Raw genomic sequence first — 21897 nt, 5'->3', positions numbered from 1 at the left:
ATCGTTACTCCTTATAATCAAATAAAATCCTACAACCATATAAGCAGGATATATGCCATGTTTTTGTTACAATAGACAGCAGTCTTTGTTACTGGGAGAACAACCATGGCCCGTGATCGTTTGTTAGCTGGGGGCGCAATTTGGACGCTCGACCCAACAGTGGGCGTGGCCGAGGCCATTGCTTTGCGCGATGGCAAGGTCGTGGCGGTTGGCACTAACGCCGAGGTTCGGGCTGCTCTTCACGCCGATTATGAGTATATCGATTTGGCTGGGCGCAGCGTTATTCCTGGCATTTGCGATGCCCATATTCACTTACTTTGGAGCGCCCTGCTGGCCGATCAAATCGATTTGCAAGAAGTAGCCTCGTTTGATCAAGCGCTTGAGATTATTCGCCAGCACGCCGAACGCTTGCCCGCCGACGCATGGGTGCTTGGCTCTGGCTGGGATCATAGCTTGTGGCAGCGCGATTGGCCAACCGCCAGCGAGCTTGATCAGGTGACTGGTGGTCGTCCAGCCTTTATTACGCGTAAGGATTTGCACTCGGCGTGGGTCAATAACGCAGCCCTTAATCGCGCCAACATCAGCAAATTCAGCAGCGACCCCGATGGCGGCAGCATTGGCCGCGATGCTGCTGGCGAGCCAAATGGCATGCTGTTTGAAAATGGGCAATTGGCGGTCAAGGCTTGCATTCCCGAGCCAAGCGCTGCCCAAAAAGAGACCAGCATTCAAGCCTTCATCAAACGTATGCACCAACGCGGCATCACTAGTATCCATGTGCCCGAAGGCCCAGATTGTTTTGCGGCGGTGCAAACCCTGTATGGTCGCGGCACGCTCGAAATGCGAATTTTGCACCATTTGCGCATGGATTTGCTTGAGCATGCGGTTGCGATGGGGCTTAAATCAGGCTTGGGCGATGCTTGGTTGCGTTTTGGCAATTTGAAAATATTTAGTGATGGCTCGCTTGGCTCAGCCACCGCGCATATGCTTGAGCCATTTGATAATTTACCAGCTAATGCCCCACATCCGTATGGCATTCCGATGCACGATCGCGAGGAGCTTTTTGCCACGATCGATCGGGCGATTGCCAATGATATTAGCGTGATTGTGCATGCCATCGGCGATGCTGCCAACCGCACGGTGCTCGATGCCATTGAGGCGGCGCTCAAAGCCAATCCTGAAAGCTTGCAAACCAGCCTTGGCAAGGGTGCATTTGCAGCGCGCATTCCCAATCGGATTGAACATGCCCAATTATTACACCCCACTGATATTCGGCGCTTTGGCCAACTAGGAGTGGTTGCTTCGATGCAGCCAATTCATGCAACCAGCGATATTAGCGTGGCTGATCGTTATTGGGGCCAGCGTTCACAATCGGCCTACGCTTGGCGCAGTTTGCAGGCCAGCGGAGCAATTTTGGCCTTTGGCTCCGATGCGCCGGTCGAATCCTGGGACCCATGGGCTGGAATCCATGCCGCCGTTACCCGCCAACGACCCGATGGCTCGCCGGATGGTGGTTGGTATCCTGAACAACGCCTGAGCCTCGAAGAAGCCTTGTGGGCGTATACGGTTGGCCCAGCAATTACCTCTGGCGAGCAAGCGTTCAAGGGCAGTTTGAGTGTTGGCAAGCTTGCCGATTTGCTGATTCTTGAAGAGGATTTAGCCCAAGTTGCACCCCAGCAATTGGCCAAGGTTCAGGTTGCCCAGACGATTATTGAGGGACAAACTGTATGGGAAGGTTAATCATCGTATTTGGCTTGCTAATAAGTTTGGTTGGATGTGCCGAACAAAACGTTAACCCAACGACGGTGAGTTTTGCCACTATCGCGCCAACTGCGCCAACTAGCCAAGGTACTAATGTTGCGATAGCAACTATAGCGCCAACCAGTGAACCAACGGCGACCGCGCCAGTTTCGTTTACATTTAGCAGCTATCGCGATCCACGCGGCGTTTTTGCGATTGATGTGCCAAGCAATTGGCGTACTGAAGCGCTTAAAAGTGGCATTGGCATTAGCAGTTTTGCCTACAATGCTAGTGTTGTAGTGACGATCTCGTTTAGTTGGCAAGCCACGCAGCTTGATTCAACCAAAGCTGCCGAGATTGTCGAAACGGTTAAAGCGCAGACCTTTGCAACCTATCTCACCCGCGATGTGCAATTGGATAGCACGAGCGAAGGTGCAAATTACCGTTTAGAAGGCACGGCAACCTTAAACACCCAGCCAATGTATGTACGCTTTGAACTGAGCCAAACCGCAGGCGGCAGCATTATGTTGCAATCGTGGCTTGTGCCGCAAGCTTTATGGCCCGAGGTCGAAACAACATTTTACAACCCAATGCAACAAAGTTTGAGCATCGATGATGAAGCTGCCGCCGCGTTGGCGCAAGAATAAGGGATTGCGATGAGCAAAATCTGGACAATTGCCCGCCATGAATATTTGACCCATCTGCGCCGACGCGGTTTTTTGATCTCGACCTTTGGTATGCCAATTATGTTGGTGCTCCTGTTTGTGGTGGTGGTGGTGGTGTTACTGCTCTCTTCGCAAGTCAAAGCAATTGGCTATGTCGACCAAAGCGGCTTGACCGCAGGCTTAAAGCCAGAAATTGCTTGGCGCAGCAATTTGGGCGATGTGCAAATTCGCCAATATGCCAGCTTAGATGAAGCCAAAACCGCGCTCCAAGCAGAATCGATTGATGCTGCCTTCGTGGTGCCAAGCGATTTTCTGGCCAAAGGCACGATTGAGGGTTATGCGCTCGAAGCCTTACCGCAACTCGCCGAAAGCCAGTTTAGCGCTTTTCTCAAGGCTGTGTTGGCAGCCCAATTGCGCGAAGAGCCAGATGTGGTGTTTCAGCCAATTCGCAAGCTCGATAGCATTGTGCTCGATGCACCACCAGCAGAGGCGCGCCGTTCTGGCTTATCGATTGCCGTGCCAATTTTCTTTGGAATTTTGCTGCTTGGCTCGACCTTCGGCAGTGGCTCATACCTGATGATGGCCTTGATCGAAGAAAAAGAGCAGCGGATTATGGAAATTCTGGCTAGTTCACTCTCGACCTACCAAATTATGACTGGCAAGATTTTGGGTTTGGGAGCATTGGCGCTGACTCAATTAAGCATCTGGGCCAGCGGTGGCTTGGTCTTATTGGGCTTTGCCGCCGCCCAATTCGATCTGATTGGCGAGCAGGGCATTAGCATCGGCGTAATCGTGCTGGCGTTTATGCTGTTTTTTCCAAGCTACTTTATTATTGCTGCCACGCTGAGCGCAATCGGTGCCGCAGTTACCAGCGCGCAGCAAGGCCAGCAACTAACCGGAATTGTGACGCTCTTGTGTACAATGCCTTTGTGGTTTATCGCGGTGCTGAGCAATAATCCGAATGGCGGTTTGGCGCTGGGCTTTAATATCTTTCCCTATACCGCGCCGATTACCCTGCTACAACGGGTGATGAGCGGCAGCGTGCCAGTTTGGCAGCAAATTGCGACCGTGCTTTGGTTGTGGCTGATGGCGGCGCTCATCACCCGTTTTGCTGGGCGCGTCGTGCGCATTGGCTTGTTGCGCTATCGCCAAAGTTTGCGCATCCGCGACCTCTTTCAGTTGGGCAAGCTTTAAAGTTTGGCGGCAATTTGCAAAGCGGCATAGGGCGTTGGCGCAGTTCGCACCAGCCCCAAATCGATGCGTTGGCGCACGAGCGTTGTCGCCAAATCAGCACTAATGCCACTGAGAATTACCGAACTGCCCAATAAGCGAATGGCGCTGGCCAAACGCAGCAATTGTTGGGCAGTTTGTTCATTGACCTCGCTTAGGCTGGTAATATCCAAAATAATCGCCTTAGCACGGCCTTGATTGACTGCCGCCAAAATCCGCTCAGTCAATTGGGCCGCCCGTTGCGCGTCAACATAGCCAATGATTGGCGCAAGCAATACATGCTCGGCCACCTCAACAATGGGGGTTTCGAGCGCAGCAACGGTTGCCAACAAGCGTTGTTGCTCAGCCGATTGCGCCTCTAAACGATTGGCTCGTTCCTCTGCTTCGTGGGCATAGCGTTGGGCCGAGCCATGTTCAGTTTGGGCCAAGGCCAAGGCTTCGGTGTTGGCACGCTGGGTTTGCTCCAAAATCAAGCGCCCAAGCCACAAACAGCCAGCGATAAAAGCATAGCAAATTGCATAATCAACTTTAAGATAGGGCGTGTCGCTATCGGCCCGAACCCATGTGACCAGCATTGCCGCCAGCGCCGTCAGAATCGTCGTGCGCGAATCGGTGATCACAAAGGCAATGGCCATCGGCGCAAGCAACACTGGTGAGAAATAAATATCCTTGGCAGGATCAATCAGCAATAAAACCGTTATCGCGGTTGCCACTACGAGGCTGGCATGGGCTACCCAAGGCCAATTGCGCCACGCCCCATAGGCCAAACCCAAGGTTACGATTGGCAAGATCCCTAAGCCAATTAATACTTCAGGCTCACCACCATTAAAGAGTAAATAGGCAAAGCCCAGCATGCTCATGAGCGCTTCAAAGAGCAGCAGGGTTAAGAGTGCAAAACGTTGACTAAGCCGCATGATGGATGGTTCCTTTATTGTGTGTTAGGCCTCGTCTATTTTAGCAGGATTAGGCATATTCTCAGGGTGATTTTTCGACCCCCACAAGGTGAACATTGATTTACATTAGAGCTAGATTAAGCAGGGACAAGCAGCCACAGCAAAATCATCGCGCCAAGATGAACATTATTCTACCTGCTGGCTTGGATAGGCTGTGAGCCACACATCAGCGCCATACTGCTCGCTGGAGCTGAATTGCCACAACTGGGCCTCATTCATGCGCGCAATCCCCACCCCGCCAACTGGGCTTGGCGCAACGCCGCCAATAATTTTGGGCGCAATCACAACTTGCAATTTCTGCACTGCCTGCATCGCTAAAAACGCGGCAATCGTTTCGCCACCGCCCTCAACCAACAACGAACTAATATCGCGCTGACCTAGCTCACGCAACAACGCTGGAATGGAAACCCGTCCTTCAGCATTGCTTGGCAACTCCAGAATTTCGGCGTTGTTGATGCTAGCCCGCCATTCGGCACTCGCAGCGGCGGTTGTAGCGATAATAGTCGTGCTCGGAACTGGATCTGCCAACATCGCAGCGCTCGCAGGCATGCGGCCTCGCGCATCGAGCACAATCCGCAGCGGGTGTTGCACTGGTCGCCAATGCTGGGACAAGCGCGTCGTCAGCAGCGGATCGTCCGCAAGTACCGTGTTGATGCCAACTAAAATCGCATCAGTTTGGTCACGCAAGCGATGCACGTTTTGGCGTGAGGCTGGGCCGCTAATCCAACGCGCATCGCCAGTGCGGGTGGCAATTTTGCCATCAAGGCTCATGGCATATTTAACCGTTACAAACGGCTGTTTGTTCACAATCCAATGCCGAAAGGCTTCGGTTTGGGCAATGGCCGCCGCTTCAGCAGCTTGATCAAAATGCACCAGAATGCCCGCCCCTTGCAACACGCTTGCTGCATCGTGCTCAAAACGCGGGTTGGGATCACGCGCGGCAATCACGACCTCACGAATACCAGCGGCGATAATCGCATCGGTGCAGGGCGGCGTGCGGCCCCAAATCGTACAAGGCTCAAGCGTCACGTACAGCGTTGCGCCATGCGCTTGTTCGCCAGCCTCGCGCAAGGCCATAACTTCAGCATGAGCTTGGCCTGGCGGTTGAGTATGGCCACGCCCAACAATCTGCCCTGCCTGGACAACCACCGCGCCCACCGCCGGATTGGGACTCGTGCGACCCAGCGCCAAATTGGCTTGTTCCAACGCTGCTTGCATAAAATTCTGATCCATCAGCATACTCATTTCAATCAGCAATTCAGCCGTATAATACAGGCGGTTTTGTGATTGCACCAACTTAGCAGCATGAGACCGATTTCAAACATTGCACGAATTCATGGGCAAAGGAGACCAGATGACCACTGTTGAAAAGCAATTTCCTAGCGATTTTCTTTGGGGCACTGCGACCTCAGCATATCAAATTGAAGGGGCCGTACACGAAGATGGCCGTGGCGAATCAATTTGGGATAGATTTAGCCATACGCCAGGCAAAACCAAGTTTGGCCAAACTGGCGATATTGCCTGCGATCACTACCATCGCTACCCAGAAGATTTGGATTTGATGCGCGAACTTGGGCTAGCCAGTTATCGTTTCTCGATTGCATGGCCCCGCATTTTTCCCGAGGGCAAGGGCAAAATCAACCAAGCAGGGCTGGATTTTTACAAACGCATTATCGAAGGCCTGCACCAACGCCAGCTTACGCCCATGGCCACGCTCTACCACTGGGATTTGCCCCAAGCCCTGCAAGATGCTGGCGGCTGGATGAATCGCGATACAGCCTTGCGCTTTGCAGAATATGCTGAAGCCATGTATCGTCAATTAGGTGCGAGCGTGCCGTTCTGGATTACCCACAACGAGCCGTGGGTTGCGGCCTTTGTTGGCCATTTGCAAGGCCGCCATGCGCCTGGAATCAAAGATTTACCCAGCGCTGTCAAAGCCTCGCATCATCTGCTTTATTCGCATGGCTTGGCAACCCAATTATTCCGCGACCACAAAGTAGCAGGCCAAATTGGCATCACGCTTAATTTGACCCCTGCCTACCCAACCCACGACACGCCAGAAGATCATGCCGCTGCATGGCGCAACGATGGCTATGGCAATCGCTGGTTCCTCGACCCCATTTTCCGTGGCAGCTACCCCGCCGATATTGTCGAATGGTTCGCTCAACACCATCGGCTTGAAATGGATTATGTGCAGGCTGGCGATTTGGCCGTCATCCAACAGCCAATTGATTTCTTGGGCATTAACTATTACTTCCCGAATCGGATTTCGGCTGCTGACGAGCGCAAATTTTTGGCGCTTACCAATAGCCCATCAATTGGCGAAACCAGTTTTCGCGGCTGGGAAGTTGTGCCCGCAGCCTTTGCCGATTTGCTCAAGCGAGTGCAGCGCGATTATGGCGATACGCCGATTTATATTACCGAAAATGGCAGCGCCTTCGCCGACCTCAAACGCGCCGAGGATGGCTCGGTTAATGATGGCGATCGGCTCAGTTATTTGCACACCCACTTGGAAGCTGTGGCCGATGCAATCGAGGCAGGCGTGCCCGTCAAAGGCTACTATGCTTGGTCGATGCTCGACAACTACGAGTGGGCCGAGGGCTACGACGAGCGCTTTGGCATTATCGAAGTCGATTTTGCCACCCAAAAACGCACGCCAAAACGCACGGCCCGCTGGTATCAACAAATTGTGGCCAACAATGGCTTGCCTAGCTTGCCAAGTGAATTAGAAGCGCTCGCCAATCGCTATCGCAATTGCCCAATTGGCCCACAGGAATAAGTTTGAGAAGATGCCCTCACCCCAGCCTTACAAGGGTAGGTTTTGCGCGATTGGTCGGCGGTGAAGTGTTCCCTCACCCCCAACCCCCTCTCCCACTGAACGCGGGCGAGGGGGAGCCGATCGTTTTTTACCAAGAAATTGGGAGAGAACCACGCTGTTAAAGCCCCTCGCCTGCGGGCGGGAGATGGGTTGGGGTGAGGGCATCTTAATACCCAAAATCAGCCACTATCAAGCGCAGCAAACCTCAACATTGATTGCTAGAAAGCCAAAAATCAATAGCCTAGCTATATTGCTAGCTAGGCTATTTACTGCTACACTAGACCAATCTTTTGGCTCAAGTACACGCTGGGAATTCTTCAAAAAAACACCACTGGTTGCAAGCCTCAGGCTGGGTCGCCGACGGCAAAGGCAGCGGATGGTGTTTGGTGAATCAGCCATGTGCTGTTGGCCATGGCTTGATGGATAGGAAACACTATGCGAGCACGTGTTCGTCGTCGAGTTACGTGGATCATTACGCTCTCTGCATTGCTGCCATTGCTTAGTGTTTGGGTATTGGTGTTGGTAATTAGCTATCGCGCCGAGCAACAATCGGCTGAGCGCCAACAAATTGCCTTAACTGATTTGGCTGCCGAAGATTTCCGCCGCTTTTTATTCAACACCACGATTGAACTCCAAGATATTGCCGAAAATATCGCCCGCGAATCCGATCCGCAAACAATCAATGCCCAACAACTTGCCACCATTGCCCTGTTTCGCTCAAGTTTTGTTGAAGTCGCAATTTATAGCGCCGATGGGCAACGCCAGATTGCTAGCTCGCGGTTTGGCGACCCAACCTTGCCAAGCTCACTCAATGGCTCGCAGCTCTTGGCCGATCTCAGCACGCGGCGGGTATCGTTCGCCGATCCAACAGCCTTCATTGGCACAATTGATCGGAAATTAGCGCCGCAGGAAGTGCCACGGTTTCGGGTCGCAACCCAATTGCTTAGCTCAAGCAATCAAGTGTTATTTTTGGTTGCCGATGTTAGCATGCAACGCATCTGGACAAGCACAACCCGCATTGAAACTGCTGCCGACATGCGGGTTTTAATTTTGACCGAGCAGGGAAATTTAATCAGTGCTGCCAAAATTGAAGCCTTAGCCGAACATCCGACCATGCGCGACCTGCCGCTCTTAAATCAAGCAACCGCAGTTGCAACCTATCAAAGCGTTTTTGGCGAAGAAGTGCTTGGCGTGCGCACCACAATCGAGCCTGTCGATTGGATTTTGGTGGTTGAACGGCCCTTAGATGTGATTTATGCCAATGTTGGCAGGCTGGCAGTAAGTTTATTAATTGTGATCTTCATTGCAGCGCCGATTGTCATTGCGGTTGGCTGGTATGTTGGCAAACGGATTGCTGGCCCAATTCAGAAACTCTACGCTGGCGTAACTGGATTTAGCCAAGATCCCACCACGTTTGAGCCAGTCGTGCTCGATACTCGTGATGAACTGGCCAGCCTTGCAGGAGCGTTCAATACGATGGCCAGCGGCTTAAACGCCTCGCAAACACGCTTGGCCAACCTCAACGAGGAGCTTGAAGCCCAAGTTGTTAGCCGCACCAGCGAATTGCACACAGCCTTGGCCGAAGTTCAGGCCCAAAATCAAGCCCAAGAACGCTTGCTCGATACGGTGCGCCGTTTGAGCATGCCCAGCATCCCCATTACCAAACATATGGTTGTGATGCCCTTGGTTGGCGAATTTAGCGCCGATCGCGCTGGCGATATTAGCAGCACTCTGCTGATGGCAATTGAACAAGAACGCGCCAAAGTTGTGATTCTCGATATTACTGGCGTTCCCGTCGTCGATAACCTTGTGGCACGCGCAATTCTTGAGGCCGCCCAAGCGGCGCGCTTATTGGGAGCGCAAGTGATTTTGGCTGGCATTCGCCCAGATATGGCCGAAACCTTGGTTAATTTGCAGATCGATCTGCGCACAATCGAAAGCGCGGCAACTTTGGAGCAAGCCTTCAAACGTGGTATGCACTACTTGCAGATCAATCGACTGGCCTAAAACCACAAACGGCTCAATTGAGCCGTCTGTAGAAGAGAAAGAGTGTGTGTGAGGAGGAAGGATTTGAATGTAGTATCCAACCGCCAACTTACGAGCATACTAACGATCACGCTCGTTGCTACTCCTATTCTTTGGTTAGGCCATGGTTAATACGGTGCAGAGCAATGATCAATTCTTCGCCTTTAAAATAATGATGTGCCAAATCTTGCTTGAGCCAAAAGCCTATAGCCTGTAGCCAGCTCCTATGTTCTTTGTTCTATGCTTTATGTTCTTCAAACTGAATAATTGGCTCATTGGTGTTAGTTGCAAAGTGCAGCAAACTTACCGCTTCGTGCTCCAACGCTTGGCGCTCGGCCTTGGCAATTGGCTCGAACAGCTGCAAGTGCAGGCTTGATTCTGGCTGCTTTAGTTTCCACATGCCAACCACAAACCCATCAACCAAAATCGCCCCGGGAATAAGGCCATTGCTGGTAAAAAGGCGTTGGCGATAGGCTTCGCTCAAAATTCTAGTTCGATCAGCGTGTGCTAGCAAAATATTATCAAATTCGGCCAGTAGCCTTGGTGGCGCTGGCGTTGCTGGGTCTGGGCGGGGCGCAGCAGCCAAATCATACAATTCACGGCCTTGCTCATCGCAGAAACAGATTAATTCTGCTTGCAGTTGCTTGAAAACCACGCCCAAACGGGTCAACCCCGACCATGCTTGCATATCGTTGATGCTGGCAGGCCCAAATGCCGCCAAGTAGCGCCGCACCAATTGGGCCAAATCTGGCTCGCTTGCTAAAGGCTGGCCCAACCAATGCTCAGCGGTGGTATGCGCCGCTGGCCCGCTCGTTGCCCATAAACCACGCGGTGGCACTTGCACCAACGCCAACCATGTGCGCAACGCTTGAGCCAATGCCGCCGCTGGATAATCGGGCCAACGCTCGTGCAGCAACCCACCAAGCGCCTGAAAGGTTTGCGGCTGAACTTCAACCAAATGCCGTCCATACTCCATCAGGGCTGCTTGGTCGATGCCAGGCAGTTGCTTGCCAAAATTGGATTGAAAGCCGCGCTCCAAAACTGGTTGCAACAATGGCCGCAAATTAAGGCAATCACTGGCACTCACCAAATGAATTGTCGAACGCAGCAGCGCAATCCGCACAACCTGGCGCTGTTCAAACAGGCTTGATAATTGCTGCTGATCAAAGCCATGCAAGCGTGACCACAAGCCAAAATAGGGTGGATTCGGGGCTTGGGCTTGCATTCCAACAAGCTGATCAATCAAGCCCAACACTGAACCACGCACCCGCTCTAACAAATGTTGGCGCGCCAATAAGGCCCGATTCAAGGCGCGTTGACTCAAAATCTGATGCTGCAATCGCTTGGCCATTACTACTCCTATTCCCCATACACGCTATTTCAGTAGTCTATCAGAAGCCGTTCACAGTTTGATCATTCAAGCGCTGGAATAATTTTACTAGGCTATACAGCGATCCAAATTAATCATCAAGGAAATAATTTTTATGCAACGATCGATGTTAATTATCATTATGGCAATAGTATTAACTGGATGTGCCAATAATCAAGTTCAACTAACCGCAACCGTACTTCCAACCGCAACAATTCCCCAACCTACTCCCACCAGCGTTAGCAGCCCAAATGCTGAAAGCATAAGCAACGTGATCGTCAATATCACGAATGCAGATCGCACAGCGCTAGAGCTGCATGCAATTGACAGTACAGGCCAAGCCAGTTTAAAACTTAGCCTAGCCTGCGCTAAAAATTCGTGCGAACAAACCACCATACATCCTATTCCCAATCAGCCAGCACTTACATTGGTCGTTGGCGATAGTGGCTCGGGCGGCGAACTCTACCAGCTTGATTATACAAACTGGCAAGCAACCAAACTTGCCGCCCAAGTCGATCAGCAGAGCATTGCAATTACACCAGATGGCAGCAAAATAGCCTTTGTCCGCCTACGCACCGATACCACGGCCCCAGTCGCTTTAGGCTCGATTTGGGTGTACGATTTCGCTGCTCAAAGCACAGGCCAAATCAGCGAATGGAGCGCATTTTATACTGATTTGATCTGGCTTGATAACCAACAACTCCTTTTTAGTAAAGCCAATGTTGGCACGCCGCCCACAGATTGGCATACCTGGTTGCTCGATCTCAACGATCGTGAGCAGCCTCAAGAACTGAGTGCAGGCCGCATCCAGGCAATCGTTGGCGAGCAACAACTCTTTATTGAGCATGAACAAACCAGAACCGCCGATCTCAATCCATTAATTCAGCTTGAGCGCTACGATCTTGAGCAGGGCGTTAGCACGCCAATCAGCGCTTGGTACGATCGTTATAGCCAAACGCTCAACATCAAAGCAGCGCCCAATCAACAAAAAGCTGCGCTGGTTGCTGGCGGCGAGCCAGAAATGCTTGGCATGACCACGCCGCCCCAACTAGGCGTTGAACTCCAAATCCTCCAAGCTGATGGCACAACCAGTCAAACCCTGTTTGTGAACTGCACTGAATGTTATCCAACTTGGAGCAGCAAGAGCCAAACAATCCTTTTCTCTGATGCAAATAGCCAGCAATTTGTGCTGGTCGATGCTGCAACTGGAACAATCAGCTATAAAACCTTGACTGCAGCATTCAATCCACACCCCAGCACAATGTTAATCATCGATAAGTGATCGATTTAATGCTGATTAATTGAGCTTGAAACGCCATGCAACTAAAATTAAAATAGATTCAAAACTCCAATATGCGATCCCAAAGTTGAGCAAGGCCTTGTTTGGTTACCGCAGAACAGAGATAGATTTTGGAAACCGAATCTGTGGGAATGTATTCCAAAAGTGGATTATACGAGCCTAAATCAATTTTATTCAGCACAAAAACCCATGGAATCTGGCTCCAGCGTGAGCCAACAGCCAAGGCATGGCGCGTATAGAGATTCCAAAAATGCTGTTGGCGCTCGCACTCAGCTTGCACAGCACCCAAGCCATAGGTGGCCCCAAAATTGGGTTCAATCGCGCCAATCACATAGACAATCGCATGGACATTGCGCATCAGCCATGGCAATAAGTTGTTGGCAGCCAAAACGCTCCCTGAAGCAGCCATCAATGTTCGGACTGAATCAGCATCACGGCTCGTCATCCAAACCAGCCGCTCAGTCACTGAGCTTTTTGCATAAAACTCATCAGTAGCGCTGTGCTCACAGAAAGCGCTCAGCAGCGTTGTTTTCCCAACCATAGGCGCACCACAAACGGCAATTCGGCGGCGAATCATATCTTGCTCCCAATCGATGACCACTGTCATCAAGCTGTCATCTGCAAGGCTCGTCATGGCGAGGACTGGCTGCTAAGCTAGCTAGTAGCAAAAGCAAATCTAATTCTCGCCATTCAAGGAGCAGCCCATGAAATTTATCAATATCAAAAATCATGAAGATGTCAGCGATTTTGCCGATACCGCTGTCGAATGTAAACACTGCAAACATCAAATGCGCATCTCTGGCCCGCTGCCCAAAAATGCCAAATGCAGCGCCTGTGGCTCCACCAACCTCGTGCGCAAAGCCAAATAAACAGCCACTACCGCTTGAATGACACGCTATGATTATTGCAAGTATAGCGTGTTTTGATTTAATTGAATTATGCCACCGTTGAGAAAGGAGTTTCACTTGCAACTATCAATTCCAGAATCAGATGCTGAGGCCTTTTGGGCCTATCTTGGGCTTGGGGTTTTGACCGCAATTCAACGCCAAGCGCTTGACCCAGAGCTTGGAATTTGGACGTTGGCGCTACCCAAGATTCTAGAGCGGCTGCCTCAACAATCGGAACTGGCAACGATCATCAGCGAGGTTTTTGTTCAGGCCGATGAACTACAGTTATTGTCAACCCTCAATCCTACTGCCTATCAAAGCGTGTTGCAGCAAATGATCAATCAACTGAACCATGTGTTGAGCACAAGCAAAGACGCATCGTGGACTACGTGGCAGATCGATAAAGCATAACCACTGTCATCAAGCTGTCATCTATAAGGCTCGTCATGGCGGGGGCTGGCTGCTAAGCTCGTTAGTAGCAAAAGCAATCAAATTCTCGCCAACAAGGGAGCCAGCATATGAAATTCATTACGATCAAAAATCACGAAGATGTCAGCGATTTTGCCGATACCGCTGTCGAATGTAAACACTGCAAACATCAAATGCGCATCTCTGGCCCGCTGCCCAAGAACGCCAAATGCAACGCCTGTGGCTCGACCAACCTCGTGCGCAAAGCCAAATAAACAGCCAATCCCGCTTGCAATCCACGCTATGATCTGTGCAATCATAGCGTGTTTGGTTTTAGGAGGCTTGCTCGATGTCGCTTGCTGCGTATCCGCTGATGGCGATTCATGGCTTTAAATGGCCAAAACGCCCAACCGCCCAAGCAACGGGCTATCTGCTTGGCGCTGATCAATTTGGCCATTGGCTGGGCATTGCCGCAGGCAGCGCTTGGCAACATAGCAATGGTCAACAAGGCATGTTTGAACAAGCGTTTGTTAAATTAATTCCCCCAAATGCCTATTGGTCGGCATGTTTTAATCTCAGTGATAAGCTGATCGATGTTGATATTGTGCTGCCAAATCAGTGGCATGATCAACTGGTTGAGGAAATCGATTTAGAAATTGATCTGCTGAAAATGGCCGATGGCAGCATCGAAATTCGTGATCAGGCAAAATTTGCTGCGGTTTGTCAACGCTGGCCAATACCTGCCGCTATAATTGAACAAGTGCATACAACAACTGCGCAAATCTATCAGCAACTCCAAGCCCAAGTCGAGCCATTTAAGCACGTTGGAGCGCGGCGTTTAGCCCAATTTTTGCAGCACGTTGCAGCTGAAAAATAAACGCTCGTTCAAAAATTCTAACACTTTCATGGCTAGACAAGGGTGATTGAATACCGTATAATGGCTAACACGTTCACGTGAGCAATCGCGTGGGCGTTTCTTTTGACTGAGAGTCCTCTCGGTTTTTTTTCATTCCATAATCGAGGCAAGTACTATGACCGATAAGCCGTTTTATCTGACTAAAGAGGGTCGCGCAAAACTGGAAGCGGAAATTGAGGAACTCGAAACGACTGGCCGTATGGAAGTTGCCGAGCGGATTCGTCAAGCCAAAGAACTCGGCGATATTTCCGAAAGCGGCGAGTACGAAGATGCCAAAAACAAACAGGCTTTCCTCGAAGGGCGCATCCGCGAAATTCGCAACATCTTAAACAACGCCCAGATGATTGAAGAAGATGGTGATAATCGCGAAGTACGGCTCGGATCATCGGTCACTATTCGCTATGAAGACGGCGAAGAAGAAGAATGGATGATTGTTGGTGCCGCTGAAGCCAGCCCCCGCGATGGTAAAATCTCCAATGAATCGCCAATTGGCAGCGCTTTGATGGGTAAACGCGCGCGCCAAAAGGCCACTGCTAACACCCCCAGCGGTGTGATGAAAATGACCGTTGTCAAAATTCGCTAGCACATCCCCCACTCAATTCAGTGTGTGAACAGCCGAAGGCGCACTGGAGAGTGCGCCTTTCGGATTAATCGCCGTGTTCTCGGCTATAATAGCCGACAGGATTCAAGCAGTAGGCCTTGCAGCCCAGCCATTTTTGTGAACATTCCAACGGGCTGAGCTGACGCGCTTTACGCTACTATTGAGATTAGGCATGGAATTAAACGATTTACAACAGACACGGTATGGTAAATTGCAAGCGCTGCAAGCTGCTGGCATCGATCCATATCCCGCTCGCGTGCCCCAACGCACTCATACCTTAACTGCCTTGCGCGAGCAGTTCGACGCACTCGCCGAGGCTGGCACCAGCGTCACCATCATGGGGCGGCTGCGCCAACGGCGGGTAATGGGCAAATCGGCCTTTGCCCACTTAAACGATGATCATGGCGCGTTCCAAGTGTTTCTCAGCAAAGCCGATGTTGGCGATGAGCCATTCAAGCACTTTGTTGATCTGACTGACCTTGGCGATATTATTGCCGTAACTGGCACGCTCTTCACCACCAAAATGGGCGAGCCAAGCGTGCATGTCACCAACTGGACGATGCTGAGCAAAGCAATCACGCCGCCACCAGATAAGCGTGAAGGCCAATTTAGCGACCAAGAAGCCCGTCAACGCCAGCGTTATGTTGACTTAGCAGCCAACCCTGAGGTGCGCGAAACCTTCCGCATTCGGGCACGCTTGATCACGGCCATGCGCCAGTATCTCGATCAACGCGGCTTTTTAGAAGTTGAAACGCCAGTTTTGCAGGCGATTTATGGTGGCGCTGCGGCTCGCCCCTTCACCACCCATCACAATCAGTTGCACCAAGATTTGTATATGCGGATCGCCACTGAATTGTATTTGAAGCGCTTGATTGTGGGCGGCTTCGATGGCGTGTATGAAATTGGCAAAAACTTCCGCAACGAAGGCGTTGATCGCACCCACAACCCAGAATTTACCATGCTTGAGGTCTATCAAGCCTACGGCGATTACGAATCGATCATGGAATTGACCGAGGGCATGGTTCGCTTTGCTGCTGAGCAAATTTTCAACAGCACCAGCATCGAATATCAAGGCCAGCAAATTGAGCTTGGTGGCTCATGGCAACGCATCACCATGCGCGATGCAATTTTCAATAAAACTGGGGTTGATATTCGCGAGTGCCGCGAATTTGATACACTATGGGAAGCGATTCGCGAAGCTGGCCTGAAAATTGAGCGCAAGCCAACGTGGGCCAAGCAAGTTGATGAGTTATTTAGTGAATTTGTTGAGCCAGAATTGATTCAGCCAACTTTTATCACCGAATACCCACAGCCGCTTTCGCCCTTGGCCAAGCGCAAAGCCGATGATCCACAGTTTGTCGAGCGCTTTGAGCTGTTTATGCTTGGCGCTGAAATTGCCAATGCCTTTAGCGAATTAAACGATCCCTTCGATCAAGAGCAACGCTTCTTGGAGCAAGGCCGCGATTATGCTGCTGGCGACGACGAAGCGATGCAAATGGACGAAGATTTCCTTGAGGCGCTGCGAGTTGGCATGCCGCCAACTGGTGGCTTGGGCATTGGGATCGATCGGCTGTGTCTGTTGTTTACCAATCAAACAACCATCCGCGAAGTCATTTTCTTCCCGCACTTGCGCAAGCAGGGCGAAGAGTAACAACGAGGGGTCAGGGGTCAGGGTATAGGGTTCAGCAGCCACGAATAAAAAATTTGTCGCAACAACAAATTAGATAATCGCTAAACTGAATCCTCATCCCTAGCCCCCTCTCCCAACAACCAAATAACAAAGGACTTAACCTATGCCACGTTCATTAGTTATCGAGCGGGAAAATCTGCCGACCGTGGTGCAAGGCTGGCTCGATGCCATCGGCCTTGAACATCACGATACCGTTGAATTGGTTTTTACTGAAGGCGAATTGGTGTTGCGTCGCCCACTCAGCCCCGAATTACGGGCTTGGGCCAAGGGCGTTGTCGATGCCTACGATCGCGAGTTTCAATCGTTAATTGGCTTATAACCTCAGCAAACTACAGCGTTGTGGCTTGCTTACTCAGCAATGAAGTGGCATATGCAGTATTTAAAACGCGAAGATATTTTGGATATTCACGGCTATTTGGTCGAACGCTTTGGTGGTCGGCTGGGCTTAAACAGCCTTGATCGGCTGATTGGCCTCGTGGTAAGCCAAACCCAAACCTGTTTTGGCGAGGAATTGTACCCCGATTTACCAGCCAAAATAGCAGCCTTGAGTTACACATTAATTAAAAATCGCCCATTTCGCTCGGGCAATAGCGCAACCGCCTTATTGGTGAGCTTGCGTTTAGCCCAAATCAACGATCAAACCATTGACGATATTGAAGGCTTGAGCCATGAATTGGCTGCTGCCGCGCGTTCAGAACGCAGCCAAGAGCAGCTGCTACAATGGTTCAACGATCATCTCATTCCTGGTAGGTTGAGCACCCAACCACGCTAGGGGAACGCAGTTTTTTTTGCCGAGGAGCCACGTTTTTTTGCATAGAGCTTCACCCACGTTCGCTGCCACGCTCTATGTGCTCACCACGGTTGTGCTCGCATTTGGCTTTTTTTGGATAAGGAGCTTTTGTGGAACGACGCACAGTGCTGATCACAGGGGCTGCTGGTCGCTGGGGACGGCGATTAGCCCGCCAACTGGCTAAATTTCCAATTGTGCGCGTAATTGGGCTGGATATTGCGCCACCAGAACGCCCAATCGATGGCGTTGAATATATCCAGGCCGATCTACGTAACCCATTGCTGGTCGAATTGCTCCGCACGGAGAAGGTCGAAGGCATTTTACACATGGTCTTTACGTCTGGCTTATCCGGCGGTCACGGCCTGCTTTCGCCAGAAGATGCCTTTCAAACCAATGTGATGGGCGCAATGGAAGTGTTGGCGGCGGCAAACGCTGCTGAAGTCAAACAAGTAGTTATCAAAAGCACAACCATGGTGTATGGCGCGCACGTCGATAACCCCTTGTATTTGCACGAAAACGCGCCATTACGCGGCACCGATGGCAAGCCCTTGTTGCGCCATCGCTACGAAATCGAGCGCTTTATTGCCGATTTCCGTCGCAACCACGCCATGAATATTGCGGTATTGCGTTTCCCTGGCATCGTCGGAGCCAGCGGCGCATCGTCGACCATGCGCTACCTTGGTCAGCCAACGCCGCCAACCTTACTGGGCTTCGATCCTTTGATGCAAATTGTCCACGAAGCAGATGTAATTGGCTCTCTGTTGCATGCCTTGGTTTCTGAGGCCAACGGGGTTTTCAATGTAGCAGCCGATGGCGTGATGCCACTCAGCCAAATGATTCGGCGAGTTGGCCGCCAACCATTGCCAATTTTCCACCCCTTTGCCTATGCAGCCGAGCGTTTTAGCCTCGTGCGCAACAATCGGCTAGCCAACAAAATTATGCCGTTTGAATTAGATTATTTGCGCTTTCCATGGATTGCGGATACGACGGCTATGCGCGGCGAATTAAATTATGAGCCACGCCATACCGCCGAGGAAGCCCTCGAAGCCTTCCGTAGCTCGCTGCGCTTGCAAAGCTATAGCGATTTGCTGCCCAAACGCAAAGCCTATGATGGAATCCAAGCCTTTTTGAATCGTCGCAGTCAGGAGGATGAAGCATGAGCGATCAACCAAAGAAACGTGGCCGTCGCGCTGCTGGCGCTGCTGACGAAACCGAACAGCAAATTCCAATTGTCGAGGCCAAAGCAGCTGAGCCAGCCATCGAAGCAGCAGTTGCCGATGAGCACGACGTTGCAGCAGAAGCGCCAATTGAAGTGATCAATCTTGATGGTGATTTGCGGCGTACCAGCCAAACCCGCATCGATTCGTTGCTCTCGGCCTTGGAATCGGAAATTCGGGCCATGCCACCCTCGGAAGATGAACGCGAGAGTGCAATCGCCGAAGTCATTCACTTAATTCGCGAATCGCTGACCCGTTGGCCCAAAAAAGTCATCGAAATGGCGGTCAACACGCTCAAAGCCAATATCAACAGCGATTATCTTGATGCCGATTTCTGGAAAGGCATTGGCTTGGTGCTGCGCTACCAGCTTGATGCCAACGCCGATATGGTCAAGCGGCGCTGGCGTGGCGATTACGCGGTCGATGAATTTGGGCTAGATTATGAATTGCTTGATTTGGCCAAACCACTTTTGTTGTTTATGTACAAGAAATATTGGCGCGTCGAAGCAGTTGGCCTCGAAAACGTGCCCGATTCTGGCCGCGCCTTGTTGGTCTGCAACCACTCTGGCGTGCTGCCATGGGATGGCGCGATGGTCGGCGCTGCGTTAAATTTCGAGCATGAAGCTGGCCGCGTGTTGCGCAATTTGCACCTCAGCTGGTTCTCGTCGCTGCCATTTATCTCGCCATTGCTCAGCCGTTTGGGCCAAGTGCAAGCCTTGCCAGCCAATGCAGAAGCGCTGCTAGAGCGCGATGAGTTAGTTGGGGTTTTCCCCGAAGGCTTGAAGGGCGTTGGCAAATTGTATAAAGATCGCTATCGCTTGGCGCGATTTGGGCGCGGCGGCTTTGTTAAAGTCGCGGTCAAAACTGGCGCGCCGATCATTCCGGTTTCGATCATCGGCGGCGAGGAAATTCACCCGCACTTGCATAATGCCAAGGGGTTTGCCAAACTCTTGGGCTTTCCCTACTTCCCAATCACGCCAACCTTCCCATGGTTCGGGCCATTGGGCCTGATTCCGCTACCCACAAAATGGACGATCGTCTTTGGAGAGCCAATCGATACCGAGCAATATGGCGCGAAGGGCGCAGAAGATCCATTATTGATCTCGCAATTGACCGAGCAAGTACGCACCACCATTCAAAACACCTTGCTCGATAAACTCAAAGATCGCTCGAATATTTTTGTTTAATTCCGTCACCCCCTCTCCCACGAAAACGCGGGCGAGGGGGAGCACCCGTTTTACCGACGCATTGTGCGAGAACCACAACATGAATGCCCCTCGCACGCGCCACGGGAGAGGGATTGGGGTGAGGGGATCTGAAATTCCTCACGATCAAGTTACTCATTCCAATGATTGAAGCCAAAGCCCTGCTTTAGACCTAAACAATCAACACCCATGTTGCATACAATTGATCATGGCAAACCTTGTTTGGAGCAAATAACCATGGATCAAGCAGATCAACCAGCGCTTGTTTTTGAGCGCCCACTCTTGCGTAAGCTATTTCGCAAAGCAGAAAATTACGAATTACCACTCGATATTACGCTCTCGCAGCATGGTTTTTACCACTGGCTGGCTGAGCGTACCAACCGAATTTATTTCGTGTGGCACGATGGCAGCCAAGCGCGGGGAATCGTGTTCAACATGTCGGCCCACGCCGGCAAGCCATTTCGCCAACGCCAATGCGATTTATGCGCCCAGTTTGTTGAAGTTGGCGATATGATTTCGGTGCGCAGCCTGCGCGGTCGCCAAGATGGCGAATATCAAGCCACCTACAGCTATATTTGCGCCGATCTGGAAGAATGTCGGGGTTTTGCGATTCCAGCGAATCAGCTGAGCCATTTTATCAACAAACATCGGCCCAAAGCCTAGCGCTCGTGCATAAATTTACGCACCATGGCACTAATCAAGGGAATCACTTGATGCCCAAAAGTCGCTGGGGCTTGGGTTCGCGCTCGCGTTTTCCACTCTTGGGCCGCCCCATACAACGCCCAACTCACCAAGGCTGCGCTCAGTTCGAGCGGCTGATAGCGCAGCACTTGGGCGGGAATATGCTTGCCAAACCAGCCTTGAATGTGCTTGCAAACTTGAGCCTTAATCTGAACCTCAATCACTGCCTCGAAGGTCGAAAAGGTATCTTGGCACTCAGAGCCATTAAACATCGTCAACTGATCAGTAATCGCCAAAAATAGGCGCTCCAAATAGACTTCTGGGTCATCAAGTGGCCCGACAACCCAGCGTTGCAGGGTATCGGCAAACGAAATCGCCATCATTGCATCTAAAATCGCATGTTTATCAGGAAAGTGGGCATAAAACGTTGCCCGATTAACGCCAGCCTGACGCGCAAGATCGCGCACAGTAATTTCATCGAACGATTTTTGCTGCATCAGTTGATTAAACGCATCGATTAAGCGTTGGCGCGTGCGAGTTATGCGGGGGTCGATTGAAACATTTACTGGTATCAAAACGCTTCCAATTTTGCAACTAAACAACACTTGTAGCTTTTTGTTGGTTGACGCAGGATTTTTAGCCATCTATCATACACATGTTGTTTAGATAGTTCATGCGTGCAATCAGCGTCAGTGCTCAAAGCCAATTGGGATAGTAGCACGGCCATGGTTCGCAAGCAAGCAACCTCTAAGCATAAATCATTATGTAAATCTCAGAAGGAGTGTTCAATGACCACACCACGGATCGCGATCATCATTAGCAGTACCCGCCAAGCTCGCTTGGGCGAAAAAGTTGCTCAATGGGTGTTGGAGCATTCCAAAGAACACACAGATTTAGCGTTTGAACTGGTTGATTTGCGCGAAGTGAATTTGCCATTTTTCGATGAAGTTGCCTCAAACGCTTGGGCACCTTCAACCAGCGAAGCCGCCCAAGCATGGCAAAAAACCGTCGCGAGCTTTGATGGCTTTATTTTCGTGACCGCCGAATATAACCACAGCATCACCGCTGCCTTGAAAAACGCCCTCGACTATGCCTCGCCTGAATGGAATAAAAAACCTGCTGCTGCCGTCGGCTACGGCGGAGTTGGCGGCGCGCGCGCCGTCGAGCACCTGCGCGGAATCGCAGTTGAGTTGCAAATGGCTCCAACCCGCACCGCAGTCCACATTGGCGGAGCCGATTTCTTTGGAATTTGGCAACAAGGCGTGGAATTAAACGACCTTCCCCACCTCTTGCCAACCCTCAACACCTTGTTTGAAGAATTAGCTTGGTGGACAAAGGCGCTCAAAACCGCCCGCGAACAAGCTTAATTAATTGATTCTTGTGCTGGCAAGCCTTAATATGCTTG

23 protein-coding genes are annotated in these 21897 nt (G+C 51.2%); 18 read left to right on the top strand and 5 right to left on the bottom strand.

Annotated features, from left to right (window positions below; translation table 11 throughout):
- Positions 1-105 precede the first annotated feature (105 nt).
- The 3 genes from JOD20_RS17200 to JOD20_RS17190 are packed head-to-tail and all read left to right on the top strand — an operon-like array spanning position 106 to position 3596.
- Complete coding sequence (locus tag JOD20_RS17200) at positions 106-1737, top strand: amidohydrolase (RefSeq protein ID WP_204756451.1); 1632 nt, start codon at positions 106-108, stop codon at positions 1735-1737.
- The gene (locus tag JOD20_RS17195) at positions 1725-2384 is read left to right on the top strand and encodes a hypothetical protein (protein ID WP_204756450.1); all 660 of its coding nucleotides are present in this window, start codon (positions 1725-1727) and stop codon (positions 2382-2384) included. The genes JOD20_RS17200 and JOD20_RS17195 overlap by 13 nt, the downstream gene beginning before the upstream one ends.
- Before the next feature lie 9 nt (positions 2385-2393).
- Complete coding sequence (locus tag JOD20_RS17190; RefSeq protein WP_204756449.1) at positions 2394-3596, top strand: ABC transporter permease; 1203 nt, start codon at positions 2394-2396, stop codon at positions 3594-3596.
- Here the strand turns inward: JOD20_RS17190 and JOD20_RS17185 are convergent.
- Positions 3593-4546, bottom strand: a complete 954-nt coding sequence (locus JOD20_RS17185) for an STAS domain-containing protein (RefSeq protein WP_204756448.1) — start codon at positions 4544-4546, stop codon at positions 3593-3595. The two genes, JOD20_RS17190 and JOD20_RS17185, sit on opposite strands and share 4 nt — an antisense overlap.
- 165 nt (positions 4547-4711) lie before the next feature.
- Positions 4712-5818, bottom strand: coding sequence for a bifunctional diaminohydroxyphosphoribosylaminopyrimidine deaminase/5-amino-6-(5-phosphoribosylamino)uracil reductase RibD (gene ribD / locus JOD20_RS17180; RefSeq protein ID WP_204756447.1), 1107 nt, complete (start codon positions 5816-5818; stop codon positions 4712-4714).
- Positions 5819-5939: 121 nt separating this feature from the next.
- On the opposite strand from ribD, the gene JOD20_RS17175 reads away from it, so the two are divergent.
- Positions 5940-7364, top strand: a complete 1425-nt coding sequence (locus JOD20_RS17175) for a GH1 family beta-glucosidase (protein WP_204756446.1) — start codon at positions 5940-5942, stop codon at positions 7362-7364.
- 474 nt (positions 7365-7838) lie between these two features.
- Positions 7839-9410 (top strand): STAS domain-containing protein, encoded by a 1572-nt coding sequence (locus JOD20_RS17170; RefSeq protein ID WP_204756445.1) that lies wholly within the window; start codon positions 7839-7841, stop codon positions 9408-9410.
- A gap of 256 nt (positions 9411-9666) precedes the next feature.
- Here the strand turns inward: JOD20_RS17170 and JOD20_RS17165 are convergent, their stop codons facing one another.
- On the bottom strand, positions 9667-10779 hold the full coding sequence (locus JOD20_RS17165; protein ID WP_204756444.1) for a winged helix DNA-binding domain-containing protein: 1113 nt from the start codon (positions 10777-10779) through the stop codon (positions 9667-9669).
- Between the two features lie 133 nt (positions 10780-10912).
- Between JOD20_RS17165 and JOD20_RS17160 the strand changes: the two genes are divergently transcribed.
- Positions 10913-12079, top strand: a complete 1167-nt coding sequence (locus tag JOD20_RS17160) for a TolB-like translocation protein (protein WP_204756443.1) — start codon at positions 10913-10915, stop codon at positions 12077-12079.
- Between the two features lie 58 nt (positions 12080-12137).
- Here JOD20_RS17160 and JOD20_RS17155 read toward each other — a convergent pair whose 3' ends face one another.
- A complete protein-coding gene (locus JOD20_RS17155) occupies positions 12138-12731 on the bottom strand; it encodes a Rab family GTPase (RefSeq protein ID WP_204756442.1) in 594 nt (197 codons plus the stop codon).
- Between the two features lie 70 nt (positions 12732-12801).
- Here JOD20_RS17155 and JOD20_RS17150 point away from each other — a divergent pair, with 70 nt between their 5' ends.
- The 11 genes from JOD20_RS17150 to JOD20_RS17100 all read left to right on the top strand — a co-directional run bounded on the left by JOD20_RS17150 (position 12802) and on the right by JOD20_RS17100 (position 20474).
- Positions 12802-12966 (top strand): zinc ribbon-containing protein, encoded by a 165-nt coding sequence (locus JOD20_RS17150; RefSeq protein WP_164689665.1) that lies wholly within the window; start codon positions 12802-12804, stop codon positions 12964-12966.
- 96 nt (positions 12967-13062) lie between these two features.
- Complete coding sequence (locus tag JOD20_RS17145) at positions 13063-13395, top strand: hypothetical protein (protein WP_204756441.1); 333 nt, start codon at positions 13063-13065, stop codon at positions 13393-13395.
- 107 nt (positions 13396-13502) lie between these two features.
- Positions 13503-13667 carry a hypothetical protein gene (locus JOD20_RS17140; RefSeq protein WP_204756440.1) on the top strand — a complete coding sequence of 55 codons (165 nt, stop codon included), beginning with the start codon at positions 13503-13505 and terminating at the stop codon, positions 13665-13667.
- A gap of 74 nt (positions 13668-13741) precedes the next feature.
- The gene (locus JOD20_RS17135; RefSeq protein WP_204756439.1) at positions 13742-14269 is read left to right on the top strand and encodes a ribonuclease FAU-1 family protein; all 528 of its coding nucleotides are present in this window, start codon (positions 13742-13744) and stop codon (positions 14267-14269) included.
- Positions 14270-14423: 154 nt separating this feature from the next.
- Positions 14424-14891, top strand: a complete 468-nt coding sequence (gene greA, locus JOD20_RS17130) for a transcription elongation factor GreA (RefSeq protein ID WP_204756438.1) — start codon at positions 14424-14426, stop codon at positions 14889-14891.
- Between the two features lie 190 nt (positions 14892-15081).
- Complete coding sequence (lysS, locus tag JOD20_RS17125) at positions 15082-16560, top strand: lysine--tRNA ligase (protein ID WP_204756437.1); 1479 nt, start codon at positions 15082-15084, stop codon at positions 16558-16560.
- A gap of 142 nt (positions 16561-16702) precedes the next feature.
- On the top strand, positions 16703-16918 hold the full coding sequence (locus JOD20_RS17120) for a hypothetical protein (protein WP_054533102.1): 216 nt from the start codon (positions 16703-16705) through the stop codon (positions 16916-16918).
- Between the two features lie 51 nt (positions 16919-16969).
- Positions 16970-17371: a type II toxin-antitoxin system death-on-curing family toxin gene (locus JOD20_RS17115; RefSeq protein ID WP_204756436.1), complete on the top strand. Its 402-nt coding sequence runs from the start codon at positions 16970-16972 to the stop codon at positions 17369-17371.
- 128 nt (positions 17372-17499) lie between these two features.
- The gene (locus tag JOD20_RS17110) at positions 17500-18549 is read left to right on the top strand and encodes an NAD-dependent epimerase/dehydratase family protein (protein ID WP_204756435.1); all 1050 of its coding nucleotides are present in this window, start codon (positions 17500-17502) and stop codon (positions 18547-18549) included.
- Positions 18546-19793 carry a lysophospholipid acyltransferase family protein gene (locus JOD20_RS17105; RefSeq protein WP_204756434.1) on the top strand — a complete coding sequence of 416 codons (1248 nt, stop codon included), beginning with the start codon at positions 18546-18548 and terminating at the stop codon, positions 19791-19793. The genes JOD20_RS17110 and JOD20_RS17105 overlap by 4 nt, the downstream gene beginning before the upstream one ends.
- A 255-nt stretch (positions 19794-20048) precedes the next feature.
- Positions 20049-20474, top strand: coding sequence for an FBP domain-containing protein (locus JOD20_RS17100; RefSeq protein WP_204756433.1), 426 nt, complete (start codon positions 20049-20051; stop codon positions 20472-20474).
- Here the strand turns inward: JOD20_RS17100 and JOD20_RS17095 are convergent.
- Positions 20471-21067 (bottom strand): TetR/AcrR family transcriptional regulator, encoded by a 597-nt coding sequence (locus tag JOD20_RS17095; RefSeq protein WP_204756432.1) that lies wholly within the window; start codon positions 21065-21067, stop codon positions 20471-20473. The genes JOD20_RS17100 and JOD20_RS17095 overlap by 4 nt on opposite strands.
- A gap of 213 nt (positions 21068-21280) precedes the next feature.
- On the opposite strand from JOD20_RS17095, the gene JOD20_RS17090 reads away from it, so the two are divergent.
- Positions 21281-21859, top strand: coding sequence for an NADPH-dependent FMN reductase (locus tag JOD20_RS17090; RefSeq protein ID WP_204756431.1), 579 nt, complete (start codon positions 21281-21283; stop codon positions 21857-21859).
- Positions 21860-21897 lie beyond the last annotated feature (38 nt).

The organism is Herpetosiphon giganteus (assembly GCF_016907925.1).
Lineage (GTDB): Bacteria > Chloroflexota > Chloroflexia > Chloroflexales > Herpetosiphonaceae > Herpetosiphon > Herpetosiphon giganteus.
Note: the sequence above shows the minus strand (reverse complement) of the source record. Positions and strands in the feature narration are given on the sequence as shown.